At 41.6% G+C, this 23,980-nt stretch carries 18 protein-coding genes, 10 tRNA genes and 3 rRNA genes; 4 read left to right on the forward strand and 27 right to left on the reverse strand.

Features of this window, described 5'->3' with window-relative positions:
• Position 1: 1 nt before the first annotated feature.
• Positions 2-1,315, reverse strand: a complete 1,314-nt coding sequence (locus AC3ANV_RS26435; protein WP_488311520.1) for a potassium transporter TrkG — start codon at positions 1,313-1,315, stop codon at positions 2-4.
• A 137-nt stretch (positions 1,316-1,452) separates the two neighbouring features.
• Between AC3ANV_RS26435 and AC3ANV_RS26440 the strand changes: the two genes are divergently transcribed.
• Positions 1,453-3,309, forward strand: a complete 1,857-nt coding sequence (locus AC3ANV_RS26440) for a cation:proton antiporter domain-containing protein (RefSeq protein WP_488311521.1) — start codon at positions 1,453-1,455, stop codon at positions 3,307-3,309.
• Between the two features lie 107 nt (positions 3,310-3,416).
• On the opposite strand, the gene glmS is transcribed toward AC3ANV_RS26440, so the two are convergent.
• From glmS to sigW, 7 genes are all read right to left on the reverse strand, one after another.
• On the reverse strand, positions 3,417-5,219 hold the full coding sequence (gene glmS, locus AC3ANV_RS26445) for a glutamine--fructose-6-phosphate transaminase (isomerizing) (protein ID WP_488311522.1): 1,803 nt from the start codon (positions 5,217-5,219) through the stop codon (positions 3,417-3,419).
• A gap of 85 nt (positions 5,220-5,304) precedes the next feature.
• Positions 5,305-5,427 carry a hypothetical protein gene (locus tag AC3ANV_RS26450; RefSeq protein WP_488311523.1) on the reverse strand — a complete coding sequence of 41 codons (123 nt, stop codon included), beginning with the start codon at positions 5,425-5,427 and terminating at the stop codon, positions 5,305-5,307.
• Positions 5,428-5,697: 270 nt separating this feature from the next.
• Complete coding sequence (glmM, locus tag AC3ANV_RS26455; protein WP_488311524.1) at positions 5,698-7,047, reverse strand: phosphoglucosamine mutase; 1,350 nt, start codon at positions 7,045-7,047, stop codon at positions 5,698-5,700.
• A gap of 34 nt (positions 7,048-7,081) precedes the next feature.
• Positions 7,082-8,308 carry a CdaR family protein gene (locus AC3ANV_RS26460; protein ID WP_488311525.1) on the reverse strand — a complete coding sequence of 409 codons (1,227 nt, stop codon included), beginning with the start codon at positions 8,306-8,308 and terminating at the stop codon, positions 7,082-7,084.
• The gene (gene cdaA, locus AC3ANV_RS26465) at positions 8,301-9,128 is read right to left on the reverse strand and encodes a diadenylate cyclase CdaA (protein WP_488311526.1); all 828 of its coding nucleotides are present in this window, start codon (positions 9,126-9,128) and stop codon (positions 8,301-8,303) included. Before cdaA ends, AC3ANV_RS26460 begins: the two co-directional genes overlap by 8 nt.
• Positions 9,129-9,265: 137 nt before the next feature.
• Positions 9,266-9,889: a zf-HC2 domain-containing protein gene (locus tag AC3ANV_RS26470; RefSeq protein ID WP_488311527.1), complete on the reverse strand. Its 624-nt coding sequence runs from the start codon at positions 9,887-9,889 to the stop codon at positions 9,266-9,268.
• A gap of 17 nt (positions 9,890-9,906) precedes the next feature.
• Complete coding sequence (gene sigW, locus AC3ANV_RS26475) at positions 9,907-10,470, reverse strand: RNA polymerase sigma factor SigW (RefSeq protein WP_488311528.1); 564 nt, start codon at positions 10,468-10,470, stop codon at positions 9,907-9,909.
• A 241-nt stretch (positions 10,471-10,711) separates the two neighbouring features.
• On the opposite strand from sigW, the gene AC3ANV_RS26480 reads away from it, so the two are divergent.
• Complete coding sequence (locus tag AC3ANV_RS26480) at positions 10,712-10,822, forward strand: Spo0E family sporulation regulatory protein-aspartic acid phosphatase (protein WP_488311529.1); 111 nt, start codon at positions 10,712-10,714, stop codon at positions 10,820-10,822.
• A 40-nt stretch (positions 10,823-10,862) separates the two neighbouring features.
• On the opposite strand, the gene rocF is transcribed toward AC3ANV_RS26480, so the two are convergent.
• From rocF to AC3ANV_RS26555, 15 genes are all read right to left on the reverse strand, one after another.
• Positions 10,863-11,759 (reverse strand): arginase, encoded by an 897-nt coding sequence (gene rocF, locus AC3ANV_RS26485; protein ID WP_488311530.1) that lies wholly within the window; start codon positions 11,757-11,759, stop codon positions 10,863-10,865.
• A gap of 310 nt (positions 11,760-12,069) precedes the next feature.
• Positions 12,070-12,145 (reverse strand) — tRNA-Ala (locus AC3ANV_RS26490).
• A 7-nt stretch (positions 12,146-12,152) separates the two neighbouring features.
• Positions 12,153-12,227: transfer RNA gene (locus tag AC3ANV_RS26495), tRNA-Gly, on the reverse strand.
• A 57-nt stretch (positions 12,228-12,284) separates the two neighbouring features.
• A tRNA-Lys gene (locus tag AC3ANV_RS26500) sits at positions 12,285-12,357 on the reverse strand.
• A 1-nt stretch (position 12,358) separates the two neighbouring features.
• Positions 12,359-12,433, reverse strand: a tRNA-Gln gene (locus AC3ANV_RS26505).
• A 49-nt stretch (positions 12,434-12,482) separates the two neighbouring features.
• Positions 12,483-12,567: transfer RNA gene (locus AC3ANV_RS26510), tRNA-Tyr, on the reverse strand.
• An 18-nt stretch (positions 12,568-12,585) separates the two neighbouring features.
• A tRNA-Thr gene (locus AC3ANV_RS26515) sits at positions 12,586-12,661 on the reverse strand.
• Positions 12,662-12,666: 5 nt separating this feature from the next.
• Positions 12,667-12,742: transfer RNA gene (locus tag AC3ANV_RS26520), tRNA-Val, on the reverse strand.
• 39 nt (positions 12,743-12,781) lie between these two features.
• A tRNA-Glu gene (locus AC3ANV_RS26525) sits at positions 12,782-12,856 on the reverse strand.
• A 21-nt stretch (positions 12,857-12,877) separates the two neighbouring features.
• A tRNA-Thr gene (locus AC3ANV_RS26530) sits at positions 12,878-12,950 on the reverse strand.
• Between the two features lie 27 nt (positions 12,951-12,977).
• Positions 12,978-13,052: transfer RNA gene (locus AC3ANV_RS26535), tRNA-Asn, on the reverse strand.
• Positions 13,053-13,066: 14 nt separating this feature from the next.
• Positions 13,067-13,182 (reverse strand): 5S ribosomal RNA (gene rrf / locus AC3ANV_RS26540).
• Positions 13,183-13,322: 140 nt separating this feature from the next.
• Positions 13,323-16,258: ribosomal RNA gene (locus AC3ANV_RS26545) — 23S ribosomal RNA — on the reverse strand.
• Positions 16,259-16,495: 237 nt separating this feature from the next.
• Positions 16,496-18,045 (reverse strand): 16S ribosomal RNA (locus AC3ANV_RS26550).
• Together the 16S, 23S and 5S rRNA genes with 10 tRNA genes alongside form the textbook arrangement of a ribosomal RNA operon.
• A 286-nt stretch (positions 18,046-18,331) precedes the next feature.
• Entirely contained in the window at positions 18,332-18,562 is a 231-nt protein-coding gene (locus tag AC3ANV_RS26555) for a hypothetical protein (RefSeq protein WP_488311531.1), read from the reverse strand.
• A gap of 139 nt (positions 18,563-18,701) precedes the next feature.
• Here AC3ANV_RS26555 and pdaB point away from each other — a divergent pair, with 139 nt between their 5' ends.
• Positions 18,702-19,454 (forward strand): polysaccharide deacetylase family sporulation protein PdaB, encoded by a 753-nt coding sequence (gene pdaB / locus AC3ANV_RS26560; RefSeq protein WP_488311532.1) that lies wholly within the window; start codon positions 18,702-18,704, stop codon positions 19,452-19,454.
• 454 nt (positions 19,455-19,908) lie between these two features.
• Here pdaB and AC3ANV_RS26565 read toward each other — a convergent pair whose 3' ends face one another.
• Positions 19,909-20,583 carry a KinB-signaling pathway activation protein gene (locus tag AC3ANV_RS26565; protein ID WP_488311533.1) on the reverse strand — a complete coding sequence of 225 codons (675 nt, stop codon included), beginning with the start codon at positions 20,581-20,583 and terminating at the stop codon, positions 19,909-19,911.
• Positions 20,584-20,726: 143 nt separating this feature from the next.
• On the opposite strand from AC3ANV_RS26565, the gene gerD reads away from it, so the two are divergent.
• On the forward strand, positions 20,727-21,359 hold the full coding sequence (gene gerD / locus AC3ANV_RS26570) for a spore germination lipoprotein GerD (protein ID WP_488311534.1): 633 nt from the start codon (positions 20,727-20,729) through the stop codon (positions 21,357-21,359).
• 53 nt (positions 21,360-21,412) lie between these two features.
• Here gerD and AC3ANV_RS26575 read toward each other — a convergent pair whose 3' ends face one another.
• The 3 genes from AC3ANV_RS26575 to AC3ANV_RS26585 form a co-directional block, all read right to left on the reverse strand.
• Positions 21,413-22,465 carry an Mrp/NBP35 family ATP-binding protein gene (locus AC3ANV_RS26575; RefSeq protein WP_488311535.1) on the reverse strand — a complete coding sequence of 351 codons (1,053 nt, stop codon included), beginning with the start codon at positions 22,463-22,465 and terminating at the stop codon, positions 21,413-21,415.
• A 154-nt stretch (positions 22,466-22,619) separates the two neighbouring features.
• Entirely contained in the window at positions 22,620-23,351 is a 732-nt protein-coding gene (cwlD, locus tag AC3ANV_RS26580) for an N-acetylmuramoyl-L-alanine amidase CwlD (protein WP_488311536.1), read from the reverse strand.
• A 148-nt stretch (positions 23,352-23,499) separates the two neighbouring features.
• Positions 23,500-23,943, reverse strand: coding sequence for a YbaK family protein (locus tag AC3ANV_RS26585; RefSeq protein WP_488311537.1), 444 nt, complete (start codon positions 23,941-23,943; stop codon positions 23,500-23,502).
• Positions 23,944-23,980 lie beyond the last annotated feature (37 nt).

Raw genomic sequence — 23,980 nt, forward strand, 5'->3', positions numbered from 1 at the left:
CTTACCCAACAATTATGGATTCCTTTCTGTACTTAATTGCTGATTTTTTGGGCTGTAGTATACAGTAAATGATGGAAATAATGCCAATTCTTCCAACCATCATTAGAAGAGCAAGCCCAATTTTTGAGATGACAGACAAATCGTTCGTAATGCCTGTTGAAAATCCAGTATTAGTTATGGCAGACATGACCTCAAATAAAATAGCCTGCATTGGTTTCTGTTCAATCGTCAAAATACTGAAAACAGAAAGCAAATACATACAAAGGAAGAGAAAAAATACGAGATATGCCTTTTGAACATCTTCTTCATATAGAGAGGTTTTAAATAAAACAATATCTACTTTACCTTGGAATGCTCTTTTCGCTTTGGCCACCAAGATGGCAAAGGTGGTGGTCCGAATCCCCCCTGCAGAGCTGCTTGAAGATCCGCCAATGAACATGAGCATCATAATAAGCAGCAGGCTGCTCGGTGAGAGCTTGGAGATATCAACATTGGCAAATCCCGAATTTCTGGATCCGGCTGAGAGAAAAAACGCATTAATCAGCTTGTCTGTAAAAGCAAATGGGGCCAGTGTATTTGACCATTCAATAAGCAGCAAAAGTGCAGTACCTGTAAAGAGCAGGAGTCCATGTACAATAAGATTTACTTTCGTATAAAGGCTTTTTTTCCTTTTTCGTAAAATTAAGAGCTCCCAAACCGTAGGAAACCCAATTCCACCCAGAATAATCAACATGGAGGTAGGAATTAAAAAAAATGGTCTGCGGGAAAAGCGAAATACATTGCCGCCAAAAAGATCAAGACTAGAGTGAGTAAAACTCGAGACGGACTGAAAAATGCTCTTTAGGAGCGCATCGGAAAATGTTTTATATTCTTGATGGATCGCCGGAAATAACAATAGTAACCCTATTGTTTCAACAGCTAGTGAAAAAATAATAATGAAAATGACCATTTTTTTTACACTTTTTAAACTGATTTGATTTTGTTCAAATCCCATTAATGTTAATTGGGGCAATGATACATCCCTGTGCATGAGCAATAAAATAAAACCGATCAAGGCCATAATTCCTACTCCGCCGATCTGCATTTCCAAGATAACCGTGATTTGTCCAAAGAGAGTTAAGCGCTCGGATAAATCTACAGTCGTTAACCCTGTAGTGCTAAGCGCACTGGAAGATAAAAACAAAGCATCAATAAAAGAAATTGATCTATCTGCAGAAATAGGCAGACAATAAATACATGTAAATAAAAAAACAAGAAGAAAATACCATAAAGAAAGTTTTTTAAAAGGCGATTGTTGAAAAATGATTTTTACCATGATTAGTTTTTTATTTCCTCTTTCTAAAGTTAGATTTTGTATAAATATAATATTGGCTGATTTTATTCGATTATGTACCTACTAAAACGTGTATCTATATAAAAGCCAACCAAATTCAAGTGGAAGGTGACAAAAAAATGCAGCTATATTTTGAGTTAACCGTATTATTACTGGCCATTGCTGTCGGGATTACTGCGATGGCCAAGAAATTGGGCCTTGCGTATCCAATTGCACTGGTTATCGTAGGGACCATTGTAGGACTCAGCCCTATTCCGGGTTTAAAGGAACTTAAATCATTTATTGCCGAGGATGAAGTATTTCATTTTATTATTATCACGATTTTTTTACCTGCATTATTGGGAGAAGCGACTCTCAAATTGCCCATCAAACATCTCTTGGAAAATAAAAAGCCGATATTTTCTCTCGCCATTGGAGGAACACTGCTATCCTATCTGATTGTTGGCTTCTTTTCGATGCAATGGCTGGGATTACCCTTGGTTGTTGCCTTTACCTTTGCCGCTTTGATGGCCGCAACCGACCCTGTCAGCGTGTTATCCATATTTAAACAAATCGGTGCAAACGAACGTTTGTCCATCATTTTAGAAGGGGAAAGTATAGCGAATGATGGAGTAGCGGTCGTATTATTTCAAATTTCAAGCCTCAGTTTACTAACCTATCTGAATGCCGGGGTCTCTGGTGTCGGAAAAGGAATTCTGGTGTTTTTTATCGTGTCGGTTGGAGGGATTGCCATTGGAGCGCTTTTAGGCTATATCTTTTCAAAGATTACCGGCTTTTTCGATGACTATGCATTGGAGGTTTTATTTTCCCTTGTTCTCTTTTACAGTGCCTTTTTGGCAGCCGAGCACTTCCATGTCTCCGGAGTCATTTCGGTCGTTGTATCCGGATTGGTTTTTGGAAACTACGGGTCTCATAGTATGACACCCGCCACTAAATTAAGCATTCATAATTTTTGGGAGATCCTTGCTCTTATTTCTAACTCCATCGTCTTTTTCATGGTCGGTTTGGAAATCAATCGGATAAATTTTGGGGACCGCTGGGCAAGTATTGGCATCGCGATTGTAATTGTCCTAATAGCTAGAGCCATATCTGTTTATGGCAGTTTGCTATTCGTAAAGGAGCTGCCGGGGAAATGGAAACATATAATTACCTGGGGCGGATTAAGAGGATCGCTGTCCATTGCCTTGGCACTCAGTTTACCGGTTGATTTTCCCGGACGGGAGGATATTGTTGTTTTTGCTTTTAGTGTAGTCCTATTTTCTTTACTTGTTCAAGGGCTGTCGATCAAGAAAATGGTGACCTGGATAGGGGGAGAAAACAAAGGAAACCATGTTAAAGATTATGAAGAATATATATCTTCTATTCAACGCTTTAGAGCTGCCCAAAGAGAGTTATCTGTTATGAGAGAACAGTCAGTTTTATCTCCGGCATTATATCATTACATGAACGATGAATATGAATCCAGCATCAATCAAGTCCGAAAGGAGCTGGATAAATTATATAATGAAAAACCGGAATTGGTAGTTGAACAACAGCTAAAAGCAGCTCGGCGCAGTCTTTTGGCTGAACATGAGGCAGTCTACCAATTGGAGAAAAACATGACCATTGGGCACGAAATAGCGGATAACCAACGAAAAGAAATTATCGAATTGTTGGTAAAAAATGATGAACCCAGGGAAGTTGATTATGAATCATTAAAGAAACTCAATCTGAATCAAAAAGATATAGGGACCAAATCGGTATGGATCATTAGTGATAAGAGTGTAGAGATCGGAGAAAAGCTTCTTGAGAAGCTGGGACGGGGTGTAACCTATCTCCATGGAGAAGGTGCATATACAGGAGATAATAAAAAGGTGATCTTTTGTGTAATCAATAATTTCGAAGAAGAGAAATTGCAAAATATTGTTGAAAAAATGGATCCAAGTGCATTTTTAGCCATAGGTAGCATTAATAATATTCGTGGTGGCCATTTTTAAAATTATGACTCGATTAAAAAGTAAAAAAAGCATCGGCTTGGAGCTTGCACCGATGCTTTTTGACTTTTAGTGATCAGTTTTTTCTCTAATCAACTGTTTCATATATTTTACTCAACCGTCACCGATTTTGCTAAGTTGCGTGGTTTATCAACATCGCAATCGCGGTGTAAGGCTGCATAGTAGGCAATTAATTGCATTGGGATGACAGAGATAAGCGGTGTTAATAATTCATGTACTTCAGGGATAACAAAGCTGTCTTCGTCCATTTCTAATCCCTTCATCGAAATGATGCATGGGTTTGCTCCGCGGGCAACGACTTCTTTTACATTACCGCGAATACTCAGGTTAACACTTTCTTGAGTTGCAAGAGCAATGACTGGCGTACCTTCTTCAATTAAAGCAATCGTGCCATGCTTTAATTCTCCTCCTGCAAAGCCTTCTGCTTGAATATAGGAAATTTCCTTTAACTTCAAGGCACCCTCTAAACCAACATAGTGGTCAACCGCACGTCCGATAAAGAATGCATTTCGCGTTACAGCTAAGAATTCTCTTGAGATATGTTCGATTAACTCTTTAGAATCACAGAGAACTTCCATCGCATTTGCCACGATACCCAGTTCATGTACAAGGTCAAAGCCAAGATTGAAATTGCGGCTTTTTGCCGTTACTTCCGCTAAAATAGATAAAACGGCTAACTGAGCAGTGTATGCTTTTGTCGAGGCAACAGCAATTTCAGGACCGGCATGTAAAAGGAGCGTATAATCTGCCTCACGTGAAAGAGTGGACCCGGGAACATTCGTAATCGTTAACGTACGATGACCTAATTCCTTCACACTAACCAGAACGGCACGGCTGTCCGCTGTTTCCCCGCTTTGTGAAATAAAAATAAACAATGGTTTATCAGATAAAAGCGGCATGTTATAACCAAATTCACTTGCCACATGAACTTCAACAGGAATCTTAGCGATTTTTTCAATAAACTGTTTTCCAACAAGGCCTGCATGATAGGAAGTTCCCGCTGCAATAATGTACACACGGTCCGAATCATTCATCGCATTGATAATCTCAGGATCAATGGTTAATTCACCCTGTTCATTTTGATACATTTGAATGATTTTCCTCATTACAAGCGGCTGCTCATCGATTTCTTTGAGCATATAATGCGGGTACGTACCCTTTTCAATATCACTTGCATCAAGCTCAGCTGTATATGGCTTACGGCTTATGATGTCACCGTTTAGGTTTTGAATGGTTACGTGATCCTTTGTCACAATAACAATTTCTTTATCCACCAATTCAACATATTGATCGGTTACTTGAAGCATTGCCATTGCATCGCTTGCAACCACATTAAAGTCATTACCTAGGCCGACAAGAAGAGGGCTTTTATTTTTCGCTACAAAAATCGTTTCACTATTCTCGGCATCTAATAAAGCAAGGGCATAAGAACCTTTTAAAAGAGTTAACGTTTTGCGGAACGCTTCAATTACTTCAAGACCCTCATTTACAAACAACTCAATTAGCTGAACAATTACTTCTGTATCCGTTTCACTTACGAATGAAGCGTCTGCTAAATATTCACGTTTTAAGATATCGTAGTTTTCAATTACACCGTTATGAACAAGTGTAAAACGCCCCGATGTACTTTGGTGCGGGTGAGCGTTTAATTGACTCGGAACTCCGTGAGTTGCCCAACGGGTATGACCGATTCCAATATTAGCTGAAACTGTTTCATCAACAATACTGCGAAGGTCGGCAATTCGGCCTTTTTCTTTAAAAACGTGAACTCCATATTCATTCTTTACCGCTATACCTGCTGAATCGTATCCTCTATATTCAAGCTTTTCTAACCCTTTTAATAAGATTTCTTTCGAATCATTATTTCCAATATATCCAACAATTCCACACATTTCTTCTTTTCCTCCCTGATAAAGGGGGCAAGAATGCTTTGGAGGCGTACTTGCCCCCTTATCTCTGATTTTTTAAGGTATCTGTCTATACCTTTTTTAGATTTATTTTGGTTTTCGCAGCTTCTTCTCTTTGTGCACCAAGTTGCCTCAATGTTTTAAAGAAGAATTTTCGGTTGTGCGTTTCAACCGGGAGGTATCCGCCGAACATTCGATAAACCTCCTCCTCGTCAACTAATCCGACTGCTTCAGATTAGTTCAGGCGCTTTAGTTAAATCTATTTACGATCCACCTTTCTTTTTAAATGAATAATTTTCCACTTTGAAGAAGTAAAGCAAATCCATCTTACCTGATTGTCAGAAGTCAGTCAACCACTTCTGAACTATAATATTCTACAATTTTTTTAATAATTGTAAAATCACACATAGTAAAATATGCATAAGGGGTTTTTATGGTTCCCCTTATGCATATTTATATGTGTCTATTCTTTTAATTCCATTTCTTCCTTTACGACAGCAACGATACGATTCACATAGGTTTCGCATAGTTCCTCTGAAGGTGCCTCTGCCATTACACGTACAAGCGGTTCTGTTCCGGAAGGCCGGACCAGAATCCTTCCGTCTCCGGCCATTTCTTGCTCCACTTGTTCAATTACTGCTTTCACTCTTACATTATCTGTTACATGATTTTTATCCGTTACTCTTACATTAACAAGTTTTTGCGGGAATTTTTTCATTTCACCGGCAAGTTCAGATAAAGGCTTTTGTGTTGCTTTCATAATATTTACTAACTGCAAACCAGTTAATAAACCATCACCGGTGGTATTATAATCTAAGAAAATAATATGGCCTGATTGCTCCCCGCCAAGATTATAGCCATTTTTCTTCATTTCTTCTACTACATACCGATCGCCAACCGCTGTTGGGATACTATGAATTCCATGACTTTCTAGCCCTTTATAAAATCCAAGATTACTCATAACCGTTGAAACAATCGTACTATGCTTTAAACGACCGTGTTCTTTCATATACTTTCCACAGATGTACATGATTTGATCCCCGTCGACTGTATTTCCTTTTTCATCTATCGCAATTAAACGATCTCCATCACCATCAAAGGAAAGGCCTACATCTGCTCCTTTTTCTTTCACCATAGCCGCTAAGCTTTCAGGATGAGTGGAACCTACTCCCGCATTGATATTTAAACCATTGGGAGATGCCCCCATAGTGGATAAATCAGCGTCTAAATCTGCATATAAATGTGTTGCCAAGGATGAGGTAGCGCCATGAGCACAATCCAATGCAATATGAATTCCTGAGAAATCTTCATCTACTGTATGTTTTAGGAATTGCAGATATTTTTGTCCGCCTTCAAAATAATCCATTACTTGACCAAGCTCAGATCCAACCGGTCGAGGTAATTTGTCATCCGGTAAATCGATTAATGCCTCTATTTCGAACTCCTGCTCATCAGAAAGCTTAAATCCATCCGGACCAAAAAATTTAATCCCATTGTCTTCAACCGGATTATGGGAGGCAGAAATCATGACACCCGCTTGAGCACCCATTGCTTTTGTTAAATAAGCAACACCGGGAGTCGAAATAACGCCCAATCGCATTACTTCAGCCCCGATGGAAAGCAGCCCCGCTACAAGGGCACCCTCAAGCATATGTCCCGAAATTCGGGTATCACGTCCAATAATGACCTTTGGACGATCTTTATCTTTTGTTAACACATATCCGCCAAAACGGCCTAATTTAAAGGCTAATTCAGGTGTTAATTCACTGTTTGCCACTCCGCGTACTCCATCGGTACCAAAATATTTTCCCATTTCAAAATCGCTCCTTCAAGTATACTGCTGCGTATTATGCATTTTTAGATATAGTTATGTTCGCTGTCGATTTATCCGGTGTCCAATTTACATCGGGAGGACCTTCAACTTGAATTTTCACTTCATGATTGCCTTCGGTAAGACTCGTTAGATCAATAAAGGCGTTAAAGTCGTTAGGCGTTAACCCATCTACGACTGAATTGGGACCGTAAACATATAGATTAATCATCTGATTTACAGGGTCATTAATCTGTGCCAAATACGAATTAGGTACACCCCTTATTTTCAAAGGCAGCCCGGATACTGTTTTTTGTCCTTGTTTCTTTACTGTTACGGTTGCCTTCACCAATTGCGGCGTAACCTTCGTGATGCCATTTGAAATAATGACAGGTAAAGTAAGTGTCGTGTTGTCACCAATTTTACTTACGTCCACTTCAACCCGGACATGGTCAGTATCTTTTAATACATCTTCGCTCCCAATAATGAAGGCATCAGTTGTATCTAGAGTTATGGAATCAATCGTTATCCCGGAAGGCGGTGTTCCTTTTTGAATGATACTTATTGGAACTTTTTTGCTGGTGTTTTTTACCGGTATTGTTACCTTTACCGCTACAGGGTCCACTGCAACATTTAATTTATTTAACTCTCTGTCAAGGACACTTATACGCGCTTCCTTAGTAATCGTATCATTAAGATGGTTCCTGGTATCGACCGTCGCTTTTACGTATGTAATCCGATCAATTACATTTTTCGCACCGGTTATCTTTACCCTATTCGGTTCAACAATAGGTTGTCCTGCAGAATAACCGTCATCAAGCAAGCTGCTGTTAAACTCAGCTTCAACCTTGAATTCCTTGGTTATCTTCTCTTGAATCGATACATTTACATAGCCCGGCTCAATTGTTGCCTTCAATTTATCCGATAAGTTTTTAACTTTAAGCTTAACCGTTTGATTACCAATTTTCGTATTTGTTAAATCAACATAAACCTCAAAGTTTTTTAATGCCTTCGCAGACTGAACATGTGTAACGGGTCCTTTTATGGTCATGTCAACTGTATTCGGAATACCGGATACAACCAGGTTCTCCGTATCGTAATATACTTTTACAGGAATATCGGTAATGGTTGCTGTGGTTTGTTCACCGGGTACATTCACATCCGTTATTTTATTGCTGGTATGTGGTACGGATGAATATAGAAGAATTGCCAATAGTAAGGCAATAATTTTTATAAACCACGGATTATCCATCAGTTTATCCATTTTTCTTCCCCCTCCAATTCCAACGGGCTGAGGAAGCCTGTTTGACTTTGTTCGTAAATATTAATTCATTTGCGAGTAATTCCTTGAATTCCTCTGCTTTTAAATCACGATGCAGCTCTCCGTTTTTCGTAAGGGAAATATTCCCTGTCTCCTCTGAGACGACTACTGTAATACTATCAGTAACTTCACTGATTCCTAAGGCAGCACGGTGTCTGGTTCCAAGTTCCTTTGAAATAAACGGGCTCTCCGATAAAGGAAGATAACAGGCAGCCGCTGCGACATTGTTCTTTTGTATAATGACAGCCCCATCATGGAGCGGTGTATTCGGGATAAAAATGTTAATGAGCAATTCGGAAGAAATTTTTGAATCCAAATGAATGCCGGTTTCAATGTAATCACTCATGCCCGTTTCCCTTTCAATTGAAATCAAGGCACCTATACGGCGTTTCGCCATATAGTCGGTAGCTTTTATGATTGCTGCCATAGCTTTTTCCGGATCCTCATCATCAGGATTACTGCTTCTTGAGAAAAACTTCCCTCTTCCCAACTGTTCAAGGGCTCTTCTTAGCTCAGGTTGAAAGATAATAATTATTGCTAAAAATCCCCATGTTATGGCTTGCTCCATCATCCAGCTTAATGTTTTTAAGCCTAAGAATTCACTGACAATTCTTACAAGAAGAATAACAAATATACCCTTTAATAATTGAACGGCCTTTGTTCCTCTTATAACCATTATCAATTTGTAAATGACATACCAAACAAGGAGAACATCAACAATACTAGATAAATATTTCCATATTGTGAAATCTGCAAACGGCATTGTTCTTCCTCCGTACTTTAACTTAAAAAGCATTAGAATATAACCTAGTTATTATAACACAAATCCTGCATGTACCTATTATATGTAATCTCATTCAGTAAAAAAACAAATCACTCCGGGATGAGTGATTTGTTTTTTTACTCATTTTTATTATCATCAAAAACATTGACTGCCTCATGAGCTGTTTTTTTCATGTAATACCATAGCCAATCAAAAACTTCATTTACCTCCTGAATTTGACCTGTTACACGCCCGGCAGACGCCATATACTTTTTTCCGTTTATTACGGTAACATCCCCTTGAACTTCCCCTTCAATTTTGAGTTTACCGTTACGGACAACAACATCCCCTTTTACCACTTCACCTTTAGGTACAATAACGGTATCGTTTTGTACTATCAGGTTTTTTTGCTTGGATACAGAAAATTCATGATCCTGATTCCAAGTAGATAACAAGCTTCCGAACATTAAGACGAAAAATAGCGAGGCGGCAGCTACTAAAGGATGGTTCTTTAACCAGCGCTGTAACCCAACCTTTTTCTTCTCTTTTGGAAGACAGGCCATCACGTTAGCAGTAAAATTAGCCGGGGCTTTTAAATTTGAAGTACTCTTTACAAAAGCGATGGTTTTTTTTAATTCATTAAATATCGTTTCGCACTCCTTACAGCTCTGGAGGTGCTCTCTTAAAATTATTTCATTCTGTGAATTTATATCTTCATCTAAAAAATCATGCATCAGTTCGATGATTTGTTCCGGGCACATTAACGTTTCACCTCTTATCACACATATCGTAATTGCTGTCTTAATGCTTCTCGTCCACGATGAATTCTTGTTTTGACTGTTCCAAGAGGCAAATCAAGAATTTCACTGATTTCATTTAATGGCAATTCTTCGATATATTTTAATACGATTGCCGTTCGATATTTTTCAGGGAGCTTTAAGATCTCCTTTTGAACAGTTTCATGAAGCTCTAAACTTTCGAGTTCATTTTCGGGGAGTGGAGAATTAGAAGGGATTTGTGAATACATCGTTAAGCCTTCTGTCCCGGAAACTTCGGCATCTAAATAGTAATCAGGCTTCTTTTTTCGCATTCGATCTATACATAAATTCGTGGCAATGCGAAACAGCCAGGTTGAAAACTTTAAATCTTGATTAAATGATTTTATATTAATATAGGCACGAATAAAAGCTTCCTGTGAAATATCCTCTGCTTCATGCCGATTCCCAAGCATACGGTAGCAAAGCTGATAGATACTATTCTTATATAATTCAACAATTTCACCAAAAGCATCTTGATCGCCTTTAATAACTTGTTTAATTCTCTTTTTAACGACTGCTTCCATTTATTTACCTCGCTCCAATGCAGCTATACGATAATACGAATCGATAGCAAAAAAGTTTCATTAATTGCAAAAACTTCTCAATAGCTTTAATATTAGCAAAAATTTACTATAATGGTAAATAAACTCGTTTAAAAGATTTTTTTAGGGGGATAAAAATAGTAAGGATCGAGGAAAGTGGGTTAGTATTTGTGGATAATTACTTGTACAACATAAATGAGATATTGAAAATGGCAGAGAAGAAATGGTACGGCTTGCTTCCGAAACCTCATTAGCCAATTCTCTTGTGATTGAAACCAGCAAAAGGCTTGATTCATTGTTAAATAAATATCATTTATTAAATCAAAAGCATTAATAAAAAGGAGCAGCAGCTAAAGGAAGCTGCTGCTTTTTATTTATAAAAGCTTTTCTCCGAATAATGAACCCATAAGGCCAACAGCACAAATGGCAGTTTTATTTTTTTCATCAAGAATCGGGTTTACTTCAACAAATTCTGCTGAGGTAATGATTTGCGCCTCTTGCAGCATTTCCATTGCCAGATGGCTTTCACGGTAGCTGATTCCTCCCATTACCGGCGTACCGACACCGGGAGCATCATGTGGATCCAGCCCATCCAAATCAAGAGATAAATGGACTCCATCTGTTTTTTCCTTAAGATAGTCAATTGTTTCTTCCATTACTTTTGTCATACCAAGTCTGTCTATTTCATGCATAGTGTACACTTTAATGCCTTTTTCTTTAATTAAAATCCTTTCGCCCTCATCAAGTGACCTTGCACCGATAATGACAACATTCTCCGGATTTACTTTAGGGCTAAAGCCTCCAATATCTGTTAAAGAGCGGTGTCCTAGTCCAATACTTACAGCTAAAGGCATTCCATGAATGTTTCCTGATGGGCTTGTTTCTGCTGTATTTAAGTCGCCATGAGCGTCATACCAAATAACACCAAGATTCTTATAATGCTTCGCTACTCCGGCTAATGTTCCGATAGCAATACTATGGTCCCCGCCAAGTACAAGTGGAAATGAGCCTAATTGGATTGCTTCATCTACTTTTTCAGCAAGCAATGCACTTTTTTCAGCAACTAAATCTAAATTGCGTAGATTTGATTCTTTATCAACAACTACTTCAGGCCTGCCAATCGGAATATCCCCTAAGTCATGTACTTCATCAAATAGAGGCTTAAGCCTTTCATTAATCCCGGCGTAACGGATAGCACTAGGACCCATATCTACCCCTCGTCTCATTTGACCTAAATCCATTGGCATACCAATTATTGAAAGCTTCTTCATAATTTCTCCTCCTTACCCTTTATATGTCCTATTTTAACCGTTTTCATAGTAATGACTCAACTCGACAAAATTATGTATAAACATACGAAGAAAAGCGGAAGCGCCCGTTTAGCAACGTATGGGCTGGAGCGCCTCGACTGAGATTAAGGAAACACGGAGCTCAAGTCGATTCGATGTTGACTTATCGTAGGGAGGGGAGCGGAGTACACTTGTTGCCGGGCGCTGGGACCATTCTCAAAGACAAAATTTTTATATAAAATAAAAAAAGCCTTAAATCAATTAATGATTTAAGGCAATGTATGTAGTGTGATGGTGGAGCCTAGCGGGATCGAACCGCTGACCTCCTGCGTGCAAAGCAGGCGCTCTCCCAGCTGAGCTAAGGCCCCATTTAAATGGAGCGGAAGACGGGATTCGAACCCGCGACCCCCACCTTGGCAAGGTGGTGTTCTACCACTGAACTACTTCCGCATTTCATTAGATAAAGACCCGTGGAAAGTATCCCGTGGGTCTGCCATGTTAAATTAATGAGCCATGAAGGACTCGAACCTTCGACCCTCTGATTAAAAGTCAGATGCTCTACCAACTGAGCTAATGGCTCTTGGCTGGGCTAGCTGGATTTGAACCAACGCATGTCGCAGTCAAAGTGCGATGCCTTACCGCTTGGCTATAGCCCAATAATGATATGATAATATCTAGTTTGTCCAACTTTTCTTAAAATATGAATGGTGGAGGGGGACGGATTCGAACCGCCGAACCCGGAGGGAGCGGATTTACAGTCCGCCGCGTTTAGCCACTTCGCTACCCCTCCATATTCAATTAAAAAAGATGGTGCCGGCTAGAGGACTTGAACCCCCAACCTACTGATTACAAGTCAGTTGCTCTACCAATTGAGCTAAACCGGCATATATGGTGGAGGATGACGGGCTCGAACCGCCGACCCTCTGCTTGTAAGGCAGATGCTCTCCCAGCTGAGCTAATCCTCCACATTAATGAAAGTTATTTTCGCTGGCGCGAATAAACTTTGGTGACCCCTACGGGATTCGAACCCGTGTTACCGCCGTGAAAGGGCGGTGTCTTAACCGCTTGACCAAGGGGCCATACTATTATTAAAATAGGTAAGCTTCCAAGCGGGCTCGAACCGCTGACCTCTTCCTTACCATGGAAGTGCTCTACCTACTGAGCTATGGAAGCATAGCTGTTTAACTACTATGATGAAAATGGCTCCGCAGGTAGGACTCGAACCTACGACCGATCGGTTAACAGCCGATAGCTCTACCACTGAGCTACTGCGGAACAATATTATTACAGCCTGGCAACGTCCTACTCTCACAGGGACAAAGTCCCAACTACCATCGGCGCTGAGAAGCTTAACTGCCGTGTTCGGTATGGGAACGGGTGTGACCTTCTCGCCATTGCTGCCAGACTATTTATCAGACACTATTTTATTATAATGTCTTTTTAAAATTTTTCAAGAGGAAATTTTATTTTTTTCATTCCCTCAAAACTGGATAATGCAGAAGAAGTTTGGTAAAAACGAGTTCACCTTGTTCATATAAATATGACTTGGTTAAGTCCTCGAACGATTAGTATCAGTCAGCTCCACACGTCACCGCGCTTCCACCTCTGACCTATCAACCTGATCATCTTTCAGGGTTCTTACTAGCTTGACGCTATGGGAAATCTCATCTTGAGGGGGGCTTCATGCTTAGATGCTTTCAGCACTTATCCCGTCCGCACATAGCTACCCAGCGATGCCTTTGGCAAGACAACTGGTACACCAGCGGTGCGTCCATCCCGGTCCTCTCGTACTAAGGACAGCTCCTCTCAAATTTCCTGCGCCCACGACGGATAGGGACCGAACTGTCTCACGACGTTCTGAACCCAGCTCGCGTACCGCTTTAATGGGCGAACAGCCCAACCCTTGGGACCGACTACAGCCCCAGGATGCGATGAGCCGACATCGAGGTGCCAAACCTCCCCGTCGATGTGGACTCTTGGGGGAGATAAGCCTGTTATCCCCGGGGTAGCTTTTATCCGTTGAGCGATGGCCCTTCCATGCGGAACCACCGGATCACTAAGCCCGACTTTCGTCCCTGCTCGACTTGTAGGTCTCGCAGTCAAGCTCCCTTGTGCCTTTACACTCTACGAATGATTTCCAACCATTCTGAGGGAACCTTTGGGCGCCTCCGTTACTCTTTAGGAGGCGACCGCCCCAGTCAAACTGCCCACCTGACACTGTCTCCCACCCCGATGAGGGGTGCGGGTTAGAATTTCAATACAGCCAGGGTAGTATCCCACCGACGCCTCCACCGAAGCTAGCGCTCCGGCTTCTACGGCTCCTACCTATCCTGTACAAGCTGTACCAAAATTCAATATCAGGCTACAGTAAAGCTCCACGGGGTCTTTCCGTCCTGTCGCGGGTAACCTGCATCTTCACAGGTACTATAATTTCACCGAGTCTCTCGTTGAGACAGTGCCCAGATCGTTACGCCTTTCGTGCGGGTCGGAACTTACCCGACAAGGAATTTCGCTACCTTAGGACCGTTATAGTTACGGCCGCCGTTTACTGGGGCTTCGATTCAGAGCTTCGCTTGCGCTAACCCCTCCTCTTAACCTTCCAGCACCGGGCAGGCGTCAGCCCCTATACTTCGCCTTGCGGCTTCGCAGAGACCTGTGTTTTTGCTAAACAGTCGCCTGGGCCTATTCACTGCGGCTCTTCGAGGCTATTCACCCCAAAGAGCACCCCTTCTCCCGAAGTTACGGGGTCATTTTGCCGAGTTCCTTAACGAGAGTTCTCTCGCTCACCTTAGGATTCTCTCCTCGCCTACCTGTGTCGGTTTGCGGTACGGGCACCTTTTATCTCGCTAGAGGCTTTTCTTGGCAGTGTGGAATCAGGAACTTCGGTACTAAATTTCCCTCGCTGTCACAGCTCAGCCTTCACGCAAGCGGGATTTGCCTCGCTTGCAGCCTAACTGCTTAGACGCGCATATCCAACAGCGCGCTTACCCTATCCTCCTGCGTCCCCCCGTTGCTCAAACGATAAAGAGGTGGTACAGGAATATCAACCTGTTGTCCATCGCCTACGCCTTTCGGCCTCGGCTTAGGTCCCGACTAACCCTGAGCGGACGAGCCTTCCTCAGGAAACCTTAGGCATTCGGTGGATGAGATTCTCACTCATCTTTCGCTACTCATACCGGCATTCTCACTTCTAAGCGCTCCACCAGTCCTTACGGTCTGACTTCAACGCCCTTAGAACGCTCTCCTACCACTGACATCAACGATGTCAATCCACAGCTTCGGTGATACGTTTAGCCCCGGTACATTTTCGGCGCAGAGTCACTCGACCAGTGAGCTATTACGCACTCTTTAAATGGTGGCTGCTTCTAAGCCAACATCCTGGTTGTCTAAGCAACTCCACATCCTTTTCCACTTAACGTATACTTTGGGACCTTAGCTGGTGGTCTGGGCTGTTTCCCTTTTGACTACGGATCTTATCACTCGCAGTCTGACTCCCACGGATAAGTCTTTGGCATTCGGAGTTTGTCTGAATTCGGTAACCCGATGAGGGCCCCTAGTCCAAACAGTGCTCTACCTCCAAGACTCTTACTACGTGAGGCTAGCCCTAAAGCTATTTCGGAGAGAACCAGCTATCTCCAAGTTCGATTGGAATTTCTCCGCTACCCACACCTCATCCCCGCACTTTTCAACGTGCGTGGGTTCGGGCCTCCATCCAGTGTTACCTGGACTTCACCCTGGACATGGGTAGATCACCTGGTTTCGGGTCTACGACCACATACTCATTCGCCCTATTCAGACTCGCTTTCGCTGCGGCTCCGTCTCTTCAACTTAACCTTGCATGTAATCGTAACTCGCCGGTTCATTCTACAAAAGGCACGCCATCACCCATAAACGGGCTCTGACTACTTGTAGGCACACGGTTTCAGGAACTATTTCACTCCCCTTCCGGGGTGCTTTTCACCTTTCCCTCACGGTACTGGTTCACTATCGGTCACTAGGGAGTATTTAGCCTTGGGAGATGGTCCTCCCTGCTTCCGACCGGATTTCACGTGTCCGGCCGTACTCAGGATCCACTCAGGAGGGAACGAAGTTTCAACTACAGGGTTTTTACCTTCTATGACGGACCTTTCCAGATCGCTTCATCTACCCCGTTCCTTTGTAACTCCATGTTGAGTGTCCTACAACCCCAAGAGGCAAGCCTCTTGGTTTGGGCTATGTCCCGTTTCGCTCGCCGCTACTCAGGGAATCGCGTTTGCTTTCTCTTCCTCCGGGTACTTAGATGTTTCAGTTCCCCGGGTATGCCTTCCATACCCTATGTATTCAGGTAAAGATACTGTTCCATTACGAACAGCGGGTTTCCCCATTCGGAAATCTCCGGATCAAAGCTTACTTACAGCTCCCCGAAGCATATCGGTGTTAGTCCCGTCCTTCATCGGCTCCTAGTGCCAAGGCATTCACCGTGCGCCCTTTCTAACTTAACCTAAAAGGTTTATTTCTCTTACTTAATAAGAGAGAAAACTAAAATGGCAAGGAAAAATTGAACTGCATTTTTCCCTATAACTCGGTTCTTACTTTGACTTCTTCTTTACGATTATCCAGTTTTCAAAGAACGAATAAAAAAAGCTTCGAGAGAATTGCTCTCTCAAAACTAAACAAACAAAGAACGTGTTTCAAACAAACTGTTTTGTCCGGCTCATATGTCCGGCATATATCCTTAGAAAGGAGGTGATCCAGCCGCACCTTCCGATACGGCTACCTTGTTACGACTTCACCCCAATCATCTGTCCCACCTTAGGCGGCTGGCTCCTTACGGTTACCCCACCGACTTCGGGTGTTACAAACTCTCGTGGTGTGACGGGCGGTGTGTACAAGGCCCGGGAACGTATTCACCGCGGCATGCTGATCCGCGATTACTAGCGATTCCGGCTTCATGTAGGCGAGTTGCAGCCTACAATCCGAACTGAGAATGGTTTTATGGGATTGGCTCGACCTTGCAGTTTTGCAGCCCTTTGTACCATCCATTGTAGCACGTGTGTAGCCCAGGTCATAAGGGGCATGATGATTTGACGTCATCCCCACCTTCCTCCGGTTTGTCACCGGCAGTCACCTTAGAGTGCCCAACTGAATGCTGGCAACTAAGATCAAGGGTTGCGCTCGTTGCGGGACTTAACCCAACATCTCACGACACGAGCTGACGACAACCATGCACCACCTGTCACTCTGTCCCCCGAAGGGGAAAGCCCTATCTCTAGGGGTGTCAGAGGATGTCAAGACCTGGTAAGGTTCTTCGCGTTGCTTCGAATTAAACCACATGCTCCACCGCTTGTGCGGGCCCCCGTCAATTCCTTTGAGTTTCAGCCTTGCGGCCGTACTCCCCAGGCGGAGTGCTTAATGCGTTAGCTGCAGCACTAAAGGGCGGAAACCCTCTAACACTTAGCACTCATCGTTTACGGCGTGGACTACCAGGGTATCTAATCCTGTTTGCTCCCCACGCTTTCGCGCCTCAGCGTCAGTTACAGACCAGAAAGTCGCCTTCGCCACTGGTGTTCCTCCACATCTCTACGCATTTCACCGCTACACGTGGAATTCCACTTTCCTCTTCTGCACTCAAGTCCCCCAGTTTCCAATGACCCTCCACGGTTGAGCCGTGGGCTTTCACATCAGACTTAAAGGACCGCCTGCGCGCGCTTTACGCCCAATAATTCCGGACAACGCTTGCCACCTACGTATTACCGCGGCTGCTGGCACGTAGTTAGCCGTGGCTTTCTGGTTAGGTACCGTCAAGGTACCGGCAGTTACTCCGGTACTTGTTCTTCCCTAACAACAGAGCTTTACGACCCGAAGGCCTTCATCGCTCACGCGGCGTTGCTCCGTCAGACTTTCGTCCATTGCGGAAGATTCCCTACTGCTGCCTCCCGTAGGAGTCTGGGCCGTGTCTCAGTCCCAGTGTGGCCGATCACCCTCTCAGGTCGGCTACGCATCGTCGCCTTGGTGAGCCGTTACCTCACCAACTAGCTAATGCGCCGCGGGCCCATCTGTAAGTGACAGCCGAAACCGTCTTTCAGCTTTCCCTCATGAGAGGAAAAGGATTATCCGGTATTAGCTCCGGTTTCCCGAAGTTATCCCAGTCTTACAGGCAGGTTGCCCACGTGTTACTCACCCGTCCGCCGCTAACCTTCAGGAGCAAGCTCCTAAAGATTCGCTCGACTTGCATGTATTAGGCACGCCGCCAGCGTTCGTCCTGAGCCAGGATCAAACTCTCCAAGAAAGTTGATTAGCTCATTTGTTACGTTGGCTTAGCTTCACTTTCTTACGAAAGATCTACTAATAGTTATTGTTTGTTTGCACGATTTTGTTTGTTTAGTTTTCAAAGATCAATTTCTAATATCGCTCATAAGCGACTTTATTAATATATCATCCGCAAAACTTAATGTCAACAACTTTTTTTAAGTTATTTCAATGTCAGCAACGACGTTTATTAATATACCAAGATACTATCTAATTGTCAATCATATTTACAAAAAAATAAACGTAATTTATAAACACTGCTTCTGTTATCCTTTTTTTCTGCCTTTCCTGTCTTTTCTAATATACTTTAAACATTCATTTGGTGAAGCAACCCGTCTAAATAATGTAAACAAAACCTTGTATCTCTCTTCCATTGCTCTTTTTACAATATGATCAATACGTTCATCTCTTAAATCAAATAAAATTTCATCCATTTCTCGTTTAATTAAGTATTCCATTTCTTTGATTTCCTTATCATTAACTAAAAACCCAAGCATTGAATCACCACCTGTAGAAATATATCTAGTTCTAGTAGTCTTTTCCAATTTCTTGAATTTTATAATTAAATTCTCAAATCATATTTTTTAAAAAACAAGCATAGGTTTAGACAAGGATGGAATGGACGAGGTGGTATTCATGAATTTCTTTTTTGTATTAAACGGAAAGGCTTTAAAGAATATTTCATTAATTCTTATTGCTGCATTTTTTACTGCATGGTTCCTCTATATGGAAAACCTAGCGCAAATTCCTGTCTTTTCAACCAAGGATGGCCCAAAGGCTGTTTATCGGGGAGAAAAGGACTTGGCACTCACCTTTGATATCGGTTGGGGTGACGAGAAGGCAGAGCCTATTTTAGATACTTTAAAAAAGGAAAACGTAAAATCTGCTACCTTCTTCTTGGCAGGCTCTTGGGCAGAAAGACATCCGGATATTGTAAATCGTATCGTAAAAGAAGGCTTTGAAATAGGTATTCTCGGCTACGCGTATGTGGATTATCAACATTTAGAGGATGTCAAAATTGGAAATGATATTTCAAAAGCACAGGAAGTCTTTAAAAAGTTAAATGTAAAGGATATAAAATTGTTACGTGCGCCGACAGGACATTTTGATAAAAGAACTTTAAAGATTGCGGAACGATACGGATATACCGTTGTCCATTGGAGTGTGGATTCTAAGGATTGGACCAATCCGGGAGTAGAGGCAATCGTTCAAAATGTGAAAGCAGCCACTAAAGGTGATATTGTCCTTCTTCATGCTTCAGATTCAGCAAAACAAACCGCAATGGCTTTGCCGCAAATTATAAAAAATATTCGACAAAAAGGGCTGAAGCTTGTATCAACTTCAGAAATGATTGCCAATGGTAATGTCCAATCAAAGGAAATTAATTAGCCGGGTCCTAACATTGAACTAATTTCGATATAAGACAAATGAATATTAGAAAACAAAAAACCGCCCTGTTATATACGAAACGGATGGTGAGGTCCAAAGCTGGAAATCACAAGGAGGCTCAACACTAATCATAAACTTTTAACTAATGGTTTTTAAAGAAGGGCTCGAAGTCTTCTCGGCGCCCTTCTTTCCTTATGCTGTTTATGGATAGTTCTTTGGAGGGAATTTCTCGTCTGCCCTGTCCGAATTAGCCTCTCATTCAGACTATCCCAGGCAATTCCCCGCTTCACCTTTCCAAAAAAACCTCGCATTGATCTTAAAAATACCATTCAAATCCCCGGTTGAATTCGCACCTTAATATAACAACAAAAAAACACACGATTTCTTTGTGAAATGCCGTGTGTTTCCTTCTTGCGATTTTAGTGTATACACTCATGAAGTAAAATCTTTATGGTTAAATGGATGGTTTTTTATTATTCGGTTTACCCTTAGCAGAACCGGATTGTAGTTCACGCTTCTGTCTTTCCTGTTCGGACTGTGAATTCAATTTATGAAGTATTAATAATTGGTACGCATTGCAAGCCATTAAAGCAAACATCATAAGATAAAGCCAGCTTTTTTCATTCACACGAAGAACAGGTACCCATTCCACTAATGTCACAACAATCATAACAAAGAGGGCCGGGATAAAAGCTGATTGATTGGTTTGCCTAATTTTAAACCAAGCAACAATCAGGCCTATAAGCAAAAGCACTACTGCCGGAAGAAAATATGGTAAAATAGGTTCCCCCGATTTGGCAAAATTAACATATCGTAAATAGACTAAATCAAATAATGCAAATAAAATAAGTACTGCCTGAACAGCATTCCATAATGAAACGGATTTAAAAATACCTAAACCAAAACGATGTACAGTTAAATACGCAAAAAAGCCCATTTGGCTTATAACACTAAAAAGAAACCCCATAACAATTAACCATAATGTAGTGGAGAGAATATCCATTATTCTAAAACCCGAAAAATAGGGCTGAAATTCACTCCAACGAACAATAAAACCCACAATAGCCGTCGTAAGTCCGCCTACTAATAATGTGGTCATAAACAATCTTACCCAATTGCGGCTCGTCACACTTTTTTCCTCCAAAAAATAAATTCCATACTGATTGTACCAATCCAAATATCAAAAATCTACATTTAGAAATACTTACGAATAATCTTAGCTCATTTTCTCCATCCTAAAATTAAGGATTCTTATGTGAAAGGAGCTTTTAAATGAAAATAAAAGAACTATTGCTCCTCCTCTTCATCATGTTGTTCCTAACAAGCTGTTCTTCCAAAGAATCAAGTAGTGGAGGGCAAGTGGATTACGATCAAACCAAAAAAATGGTCGTTGATATTCTCAAAACAGATGAGGGTAAGAAAGCAATTCAAGACGTCATGTCTGATGAAAAAATGAAACAGAAACTCGTCATGGATCAAAAGGTTGTTACTGATACCATTCAGCAAACCCTTACTAGCGATAAAGCAACAGACTTTTGGAAAAAAACCTTCAGTGATCCAAAATTTGCCCAAGGCGTTGCCAAAAATATGAGATCCGAAAATGAAAATTTATTGAAAGCGTTAATGAATGATCCGCAATACAGGCAAATGATGATCCAAGTTTTTAAAGAACCGGCCATTCAACAGGAATTGGCAGATGCTTTAAAAAGTAAAGACTATCGGTCCCACCTTCAACAAGTGATTACTGAGACCATCGACAGTCCATTATTTAAAGTCAAAATGCAAGATATTCTTATAAAAGCTGCCGAGGATTTAAAGGGTAAGTCCGGTGGAAAAAGTGATTCAGGCGGAACCCAATCCAGCGGACAAAATAAATCCGGAGGACAATCCAGCAGTGGAGCGTAAACGTTTTTGGCAAAAAACAAAGGCTGACCATAAAAGGTCAGCCTTTCATTTATTTATTTTTTAATCAGATTTGTAACCTTTTCAGCTATATCCAGATAAATTTTTCCTAACGGATGATCTTCTTGATAGATCGATGGTGCAAAGTCCTCTTCGTTCCAATCCGGCTGATTCAGCGGTAAACGTCCAAGAACCTCGGTACGTAATTCCTCTGCTAGTTTATCACCGCCGCCTTGGCCAAATACATATTCTTTCTCACCGGTCAGCTTGCTTTCAAAATAGGCCATATTTTCAATAATACCAAGAATCTCATGATCAGTCCGAAGTGCCATCGCACCCGCGCGTGCAGCTACGAACGCGGCAGTTGGATGCGGGGTTGTCACGATGATTTCCTTACATGCCGGAAGCATCGTATGAACGTCTAATGCAACATCTCCCGTTCCCGGAGGTAAATCTAATAGCAAATAATCAAGCTCTCCCCACTCCACTTCATTAAAGAAGCTGTTTAACATTTTTCCTAACATCGGGCCGCGCCAGATAATGGGTGCATTATCTTCGACAAAGAAGCCCATAGAAATGACCTGAACGCCAAAACGGTCAACAGGAATAATTTTTTCCCCTCTAACTACAGGTCTTTTAGTAATTCCCATCATATCAGGAACACTAAAACCATAAATATCAGCGTCAATCAAACCGACTTTTTTACCTAAACGGGCAAGGGCTACAGCTAGGTTAACTGAAACCGTTGATTTACCTACCCCGCCTTTTCCGCTCGCGATCGCGATAAAAGTTGTATCCGATGTCAGCAGGTTTTTCTCCTTTGCTTCAGGTGAAGACTGACGATGCTGCGCTAACACTTCTTCGGAAAGCTCGCTGAAACGGATTCCAACAGTCTCAGCACCCGCTTCCTTTAATAGATTGACAATCTGGGTTTGCAGCTGTAATTGTTCCGCAGTGCCTGTTTTGGCGATTGCCACTTTAACACTTGCATGGTTTTTTTCTTCTTTTATTTTAATTTCCTCAATGGCATTTAATTCAGCTAATGTTTTATGTAAAAATGGCTCTTTAAGGCTGCCAAGTACCTCCCGTACTTTCTCTTCTGTTAACATCTATAAAACACCTCACCATATGAATTCGTTCCCATTATCCAGTATACCATATCCCTTAATGGAAGCAGTTAAATGAATCACATATAAGCACATCTACACCTTGGAAACACTATTTTTTAAACATGAAAAAATAGAAGGTGTGGCAGCACCTTCTTTAATCTGGTTCTTTTAATTCTTTTTCATTCGTAAAATATCGAATTATTCCCTTATAAATGGATGCCGCCACTTTTTCTTGGTACGAATCCTTTTTCAAATTTGCCTTTTCTTTTGGATTTGATAAAAACCCCACTTCAACCAATACACCTGGTTTTTTCGCATTTTTTAAGATATAAACATGACTAAGCGGCTTTGCTCTACGCGTTGTATTCCCTAAATTTCTGCGAAGCTCGTCTTGAATAAATTTTGCCGCTTTGGCATTTTCTTCGTGTTGGGGAGCGTAGAAGGTTTGTGCCCCGCTCCATTGAGAAGAAGGGATGGCATTCAAATGAATACTTACAAAAAAATCATTATCTGTATCATTTATTAATTTTAATCGTTTTTTAAGATCTTCTACTTTTCTTCTGCTATAGCCCCGTGTATCAGGATCCGCTAAATCGATATCTGTATCACGAGTCATATTAACGAGAGCACCTTGCTGTTGAAGATAATCCCTTACTTTTAATGAAATCGATAGTGCTATGTCTTTTTCAAGCGTTTGATCGGTTCCGGCACCGCCATCGGGTCCACCATGACCGGGATCAATCAAAATGATTTTCCCCGATAAAGGGAGATTCCATGACTTCCATGAATTATTTTCCATAAAATCGTGTTGTAAAATAAGAAATAAAATAAGTAATCCCACAGAAAAACCGATGATTTTCAATCTTCGCTTTAACAACCAAATCATTCCTTCCCGCTCGTCCATGTTCATTTAACTATATGGGACAAGGACCAAAATTAGAACAGGAAGAAATGACTGTACGAAAAGCGGAAGCGCCTTGCTCAGGGACTTATGATCCCGAGCCCCTAGGCACTGATCTGGACATTTACCATAGTTAGTGCAGACGAAGCTTATGACGCCTTTGGCCTTTGTCGAACCCTTCCCTCCACCAAACATGAACATACTGTTCACATAAATAATAAAGGGATTCACTCATGGTTCCTTCTTCGCCATTTCCCCAATAAAGTAAAAAGTTATACAAAGTATCAATCAAATGGTTCTCTTCTTTATTGCAACGGGACCGAACTTCTTCTAAGTCTTCTCCGTGATAGCCAAATTTACTAAATTTGGCCCCTAACAAATAGGCCTCAAGAGCAACATCATAACATGCTTCTTCAATTCCTGTGTTCATCACAAAAATCGAAGAAATTCTCGTTGAACCAAAATAGTGCTTTACTCTTTCCTTTAACATATTGATGGATAAGTCCCGTAAAACGGAACGCTCATATTTAATTTGTTTTTCCCGACGTTTTTCTTTAAAGGTTGTAATTACATTCACTCACTTTTCACCTCTTAGGACTATTTTTCATCCCATG

Source organism: Neobacillus sp. DFD-2R (genome assembly GCF_057747865.1).

Bases quoted from the DNA above. Each gene is read 5' to 3' on its own strand.
- AC3ANV_RS26435 (WP_488311520.1), bottom strand. From the start codon at position 1,315: ATGGTAAAAATCATTTTTCAACAATCGCCTTTTAAAAAACTTTCTTTA.
- AC3ANV_RS26440 (WP_488311521.1), top strand. From the start codon at position 1,453: ATGCAGCTATATTTTGAGTTAACCGTATTATTACTGGCCATTGCTGTC.
- glmS (WP_488311522.1), bottom strand. From the start codon at position 5,219: ATGTGTGGAATTGTTGGATATATTGGAAATAATGATTCGAAAGAAATC.
- AC3ANV_RS26450 (WP_488311523.1), bottom strand. From the start codon at position 5,427: ATGTTCGGCGGATACCTCCCGGTTGAAACGCACAACCGAAAATTCTTC.
- glmM (WP_488311524.1), bottom strand. From the start codon at position 7,047: ATGGGAAAATATTTTGGTACCGATGGAGTACGCGGAGTGGCAAACAGT.
- AC3ANV_RS26460 (WP_488311525.1), bottom strand. From the start codon at position 8,308: ATGGATAAACTGATGGATAATCCGTGGTTTATAAAAATTATTGCCTTA.
- cdaA (WP_488311526.1), bottom strand. From the start codon at position 9,128: ATGCCGTTTGCAGATTTCACAATATGGAAATATTTATCTAGTATTGTT.
- AC3ANV_RS26470 (WP_488311527.1), bottom strand. From the start codon at position 9,889: ATGTGCCCGGAACAAATCATCGAACTGATGCATGATTTTTTAGATGAA.
- sigW (WP_488311528.1), bottom strand. From the start codon at position 10,470: ATGGAAGCAGTCGTTAAAAAGAGAATTAAACAAGTTATTAAAGGCGAT.
- AC3ANV_RS26480 (WP_488311529.1), top strand. From the start codon at position 10,712: ATGGTACGGCTTGCTTCCGAAACCTCATTAGCCAATTCTCTTGTGATT.
- rocF (WP_488311530.1), bottom strand. From the start codon at position 11,759: ATGAAGAAGCTTTCAATAATTGGTATGCCAATGGATTTAGGTCAAATG.
- AC3ANV_RS26555 (WP_488311531.1), bottom strand. From the start codon at position 18,562: ATGCTTGGGTTTTTAGTTAATGATAAGGAAATCAAAGAAATGGAATAC.
- pdaB (WP_488311532.1), top strand. From the start codon at position 18,702: ATGAATTTCTTTTTTGTATTAAACGGAAAGGCTTTAAAGAATATTTCA.
- gerD (WP_488311534.1), top strand. From the start codon at position 20,727: ATGAAAATAAAAGAACTATTGCTCCTCCTCTTCATCATGTTGTTCCTA.
- AC3ANV_RS26575 (WP_488311535.1), bottom strand. From the start codon at position 22,465: ATGTTAACAGAAGAGAAAGTACGGGAGGTACTTGGCAGCCTTAAAGAG.
- cwlD (WP_488311536.1), bottom strand. From the start codon at position 23,351: ATGATTTGGTTGTTAAAGCGAAGATTGAAAATCATCGGTTTTTCTGTG.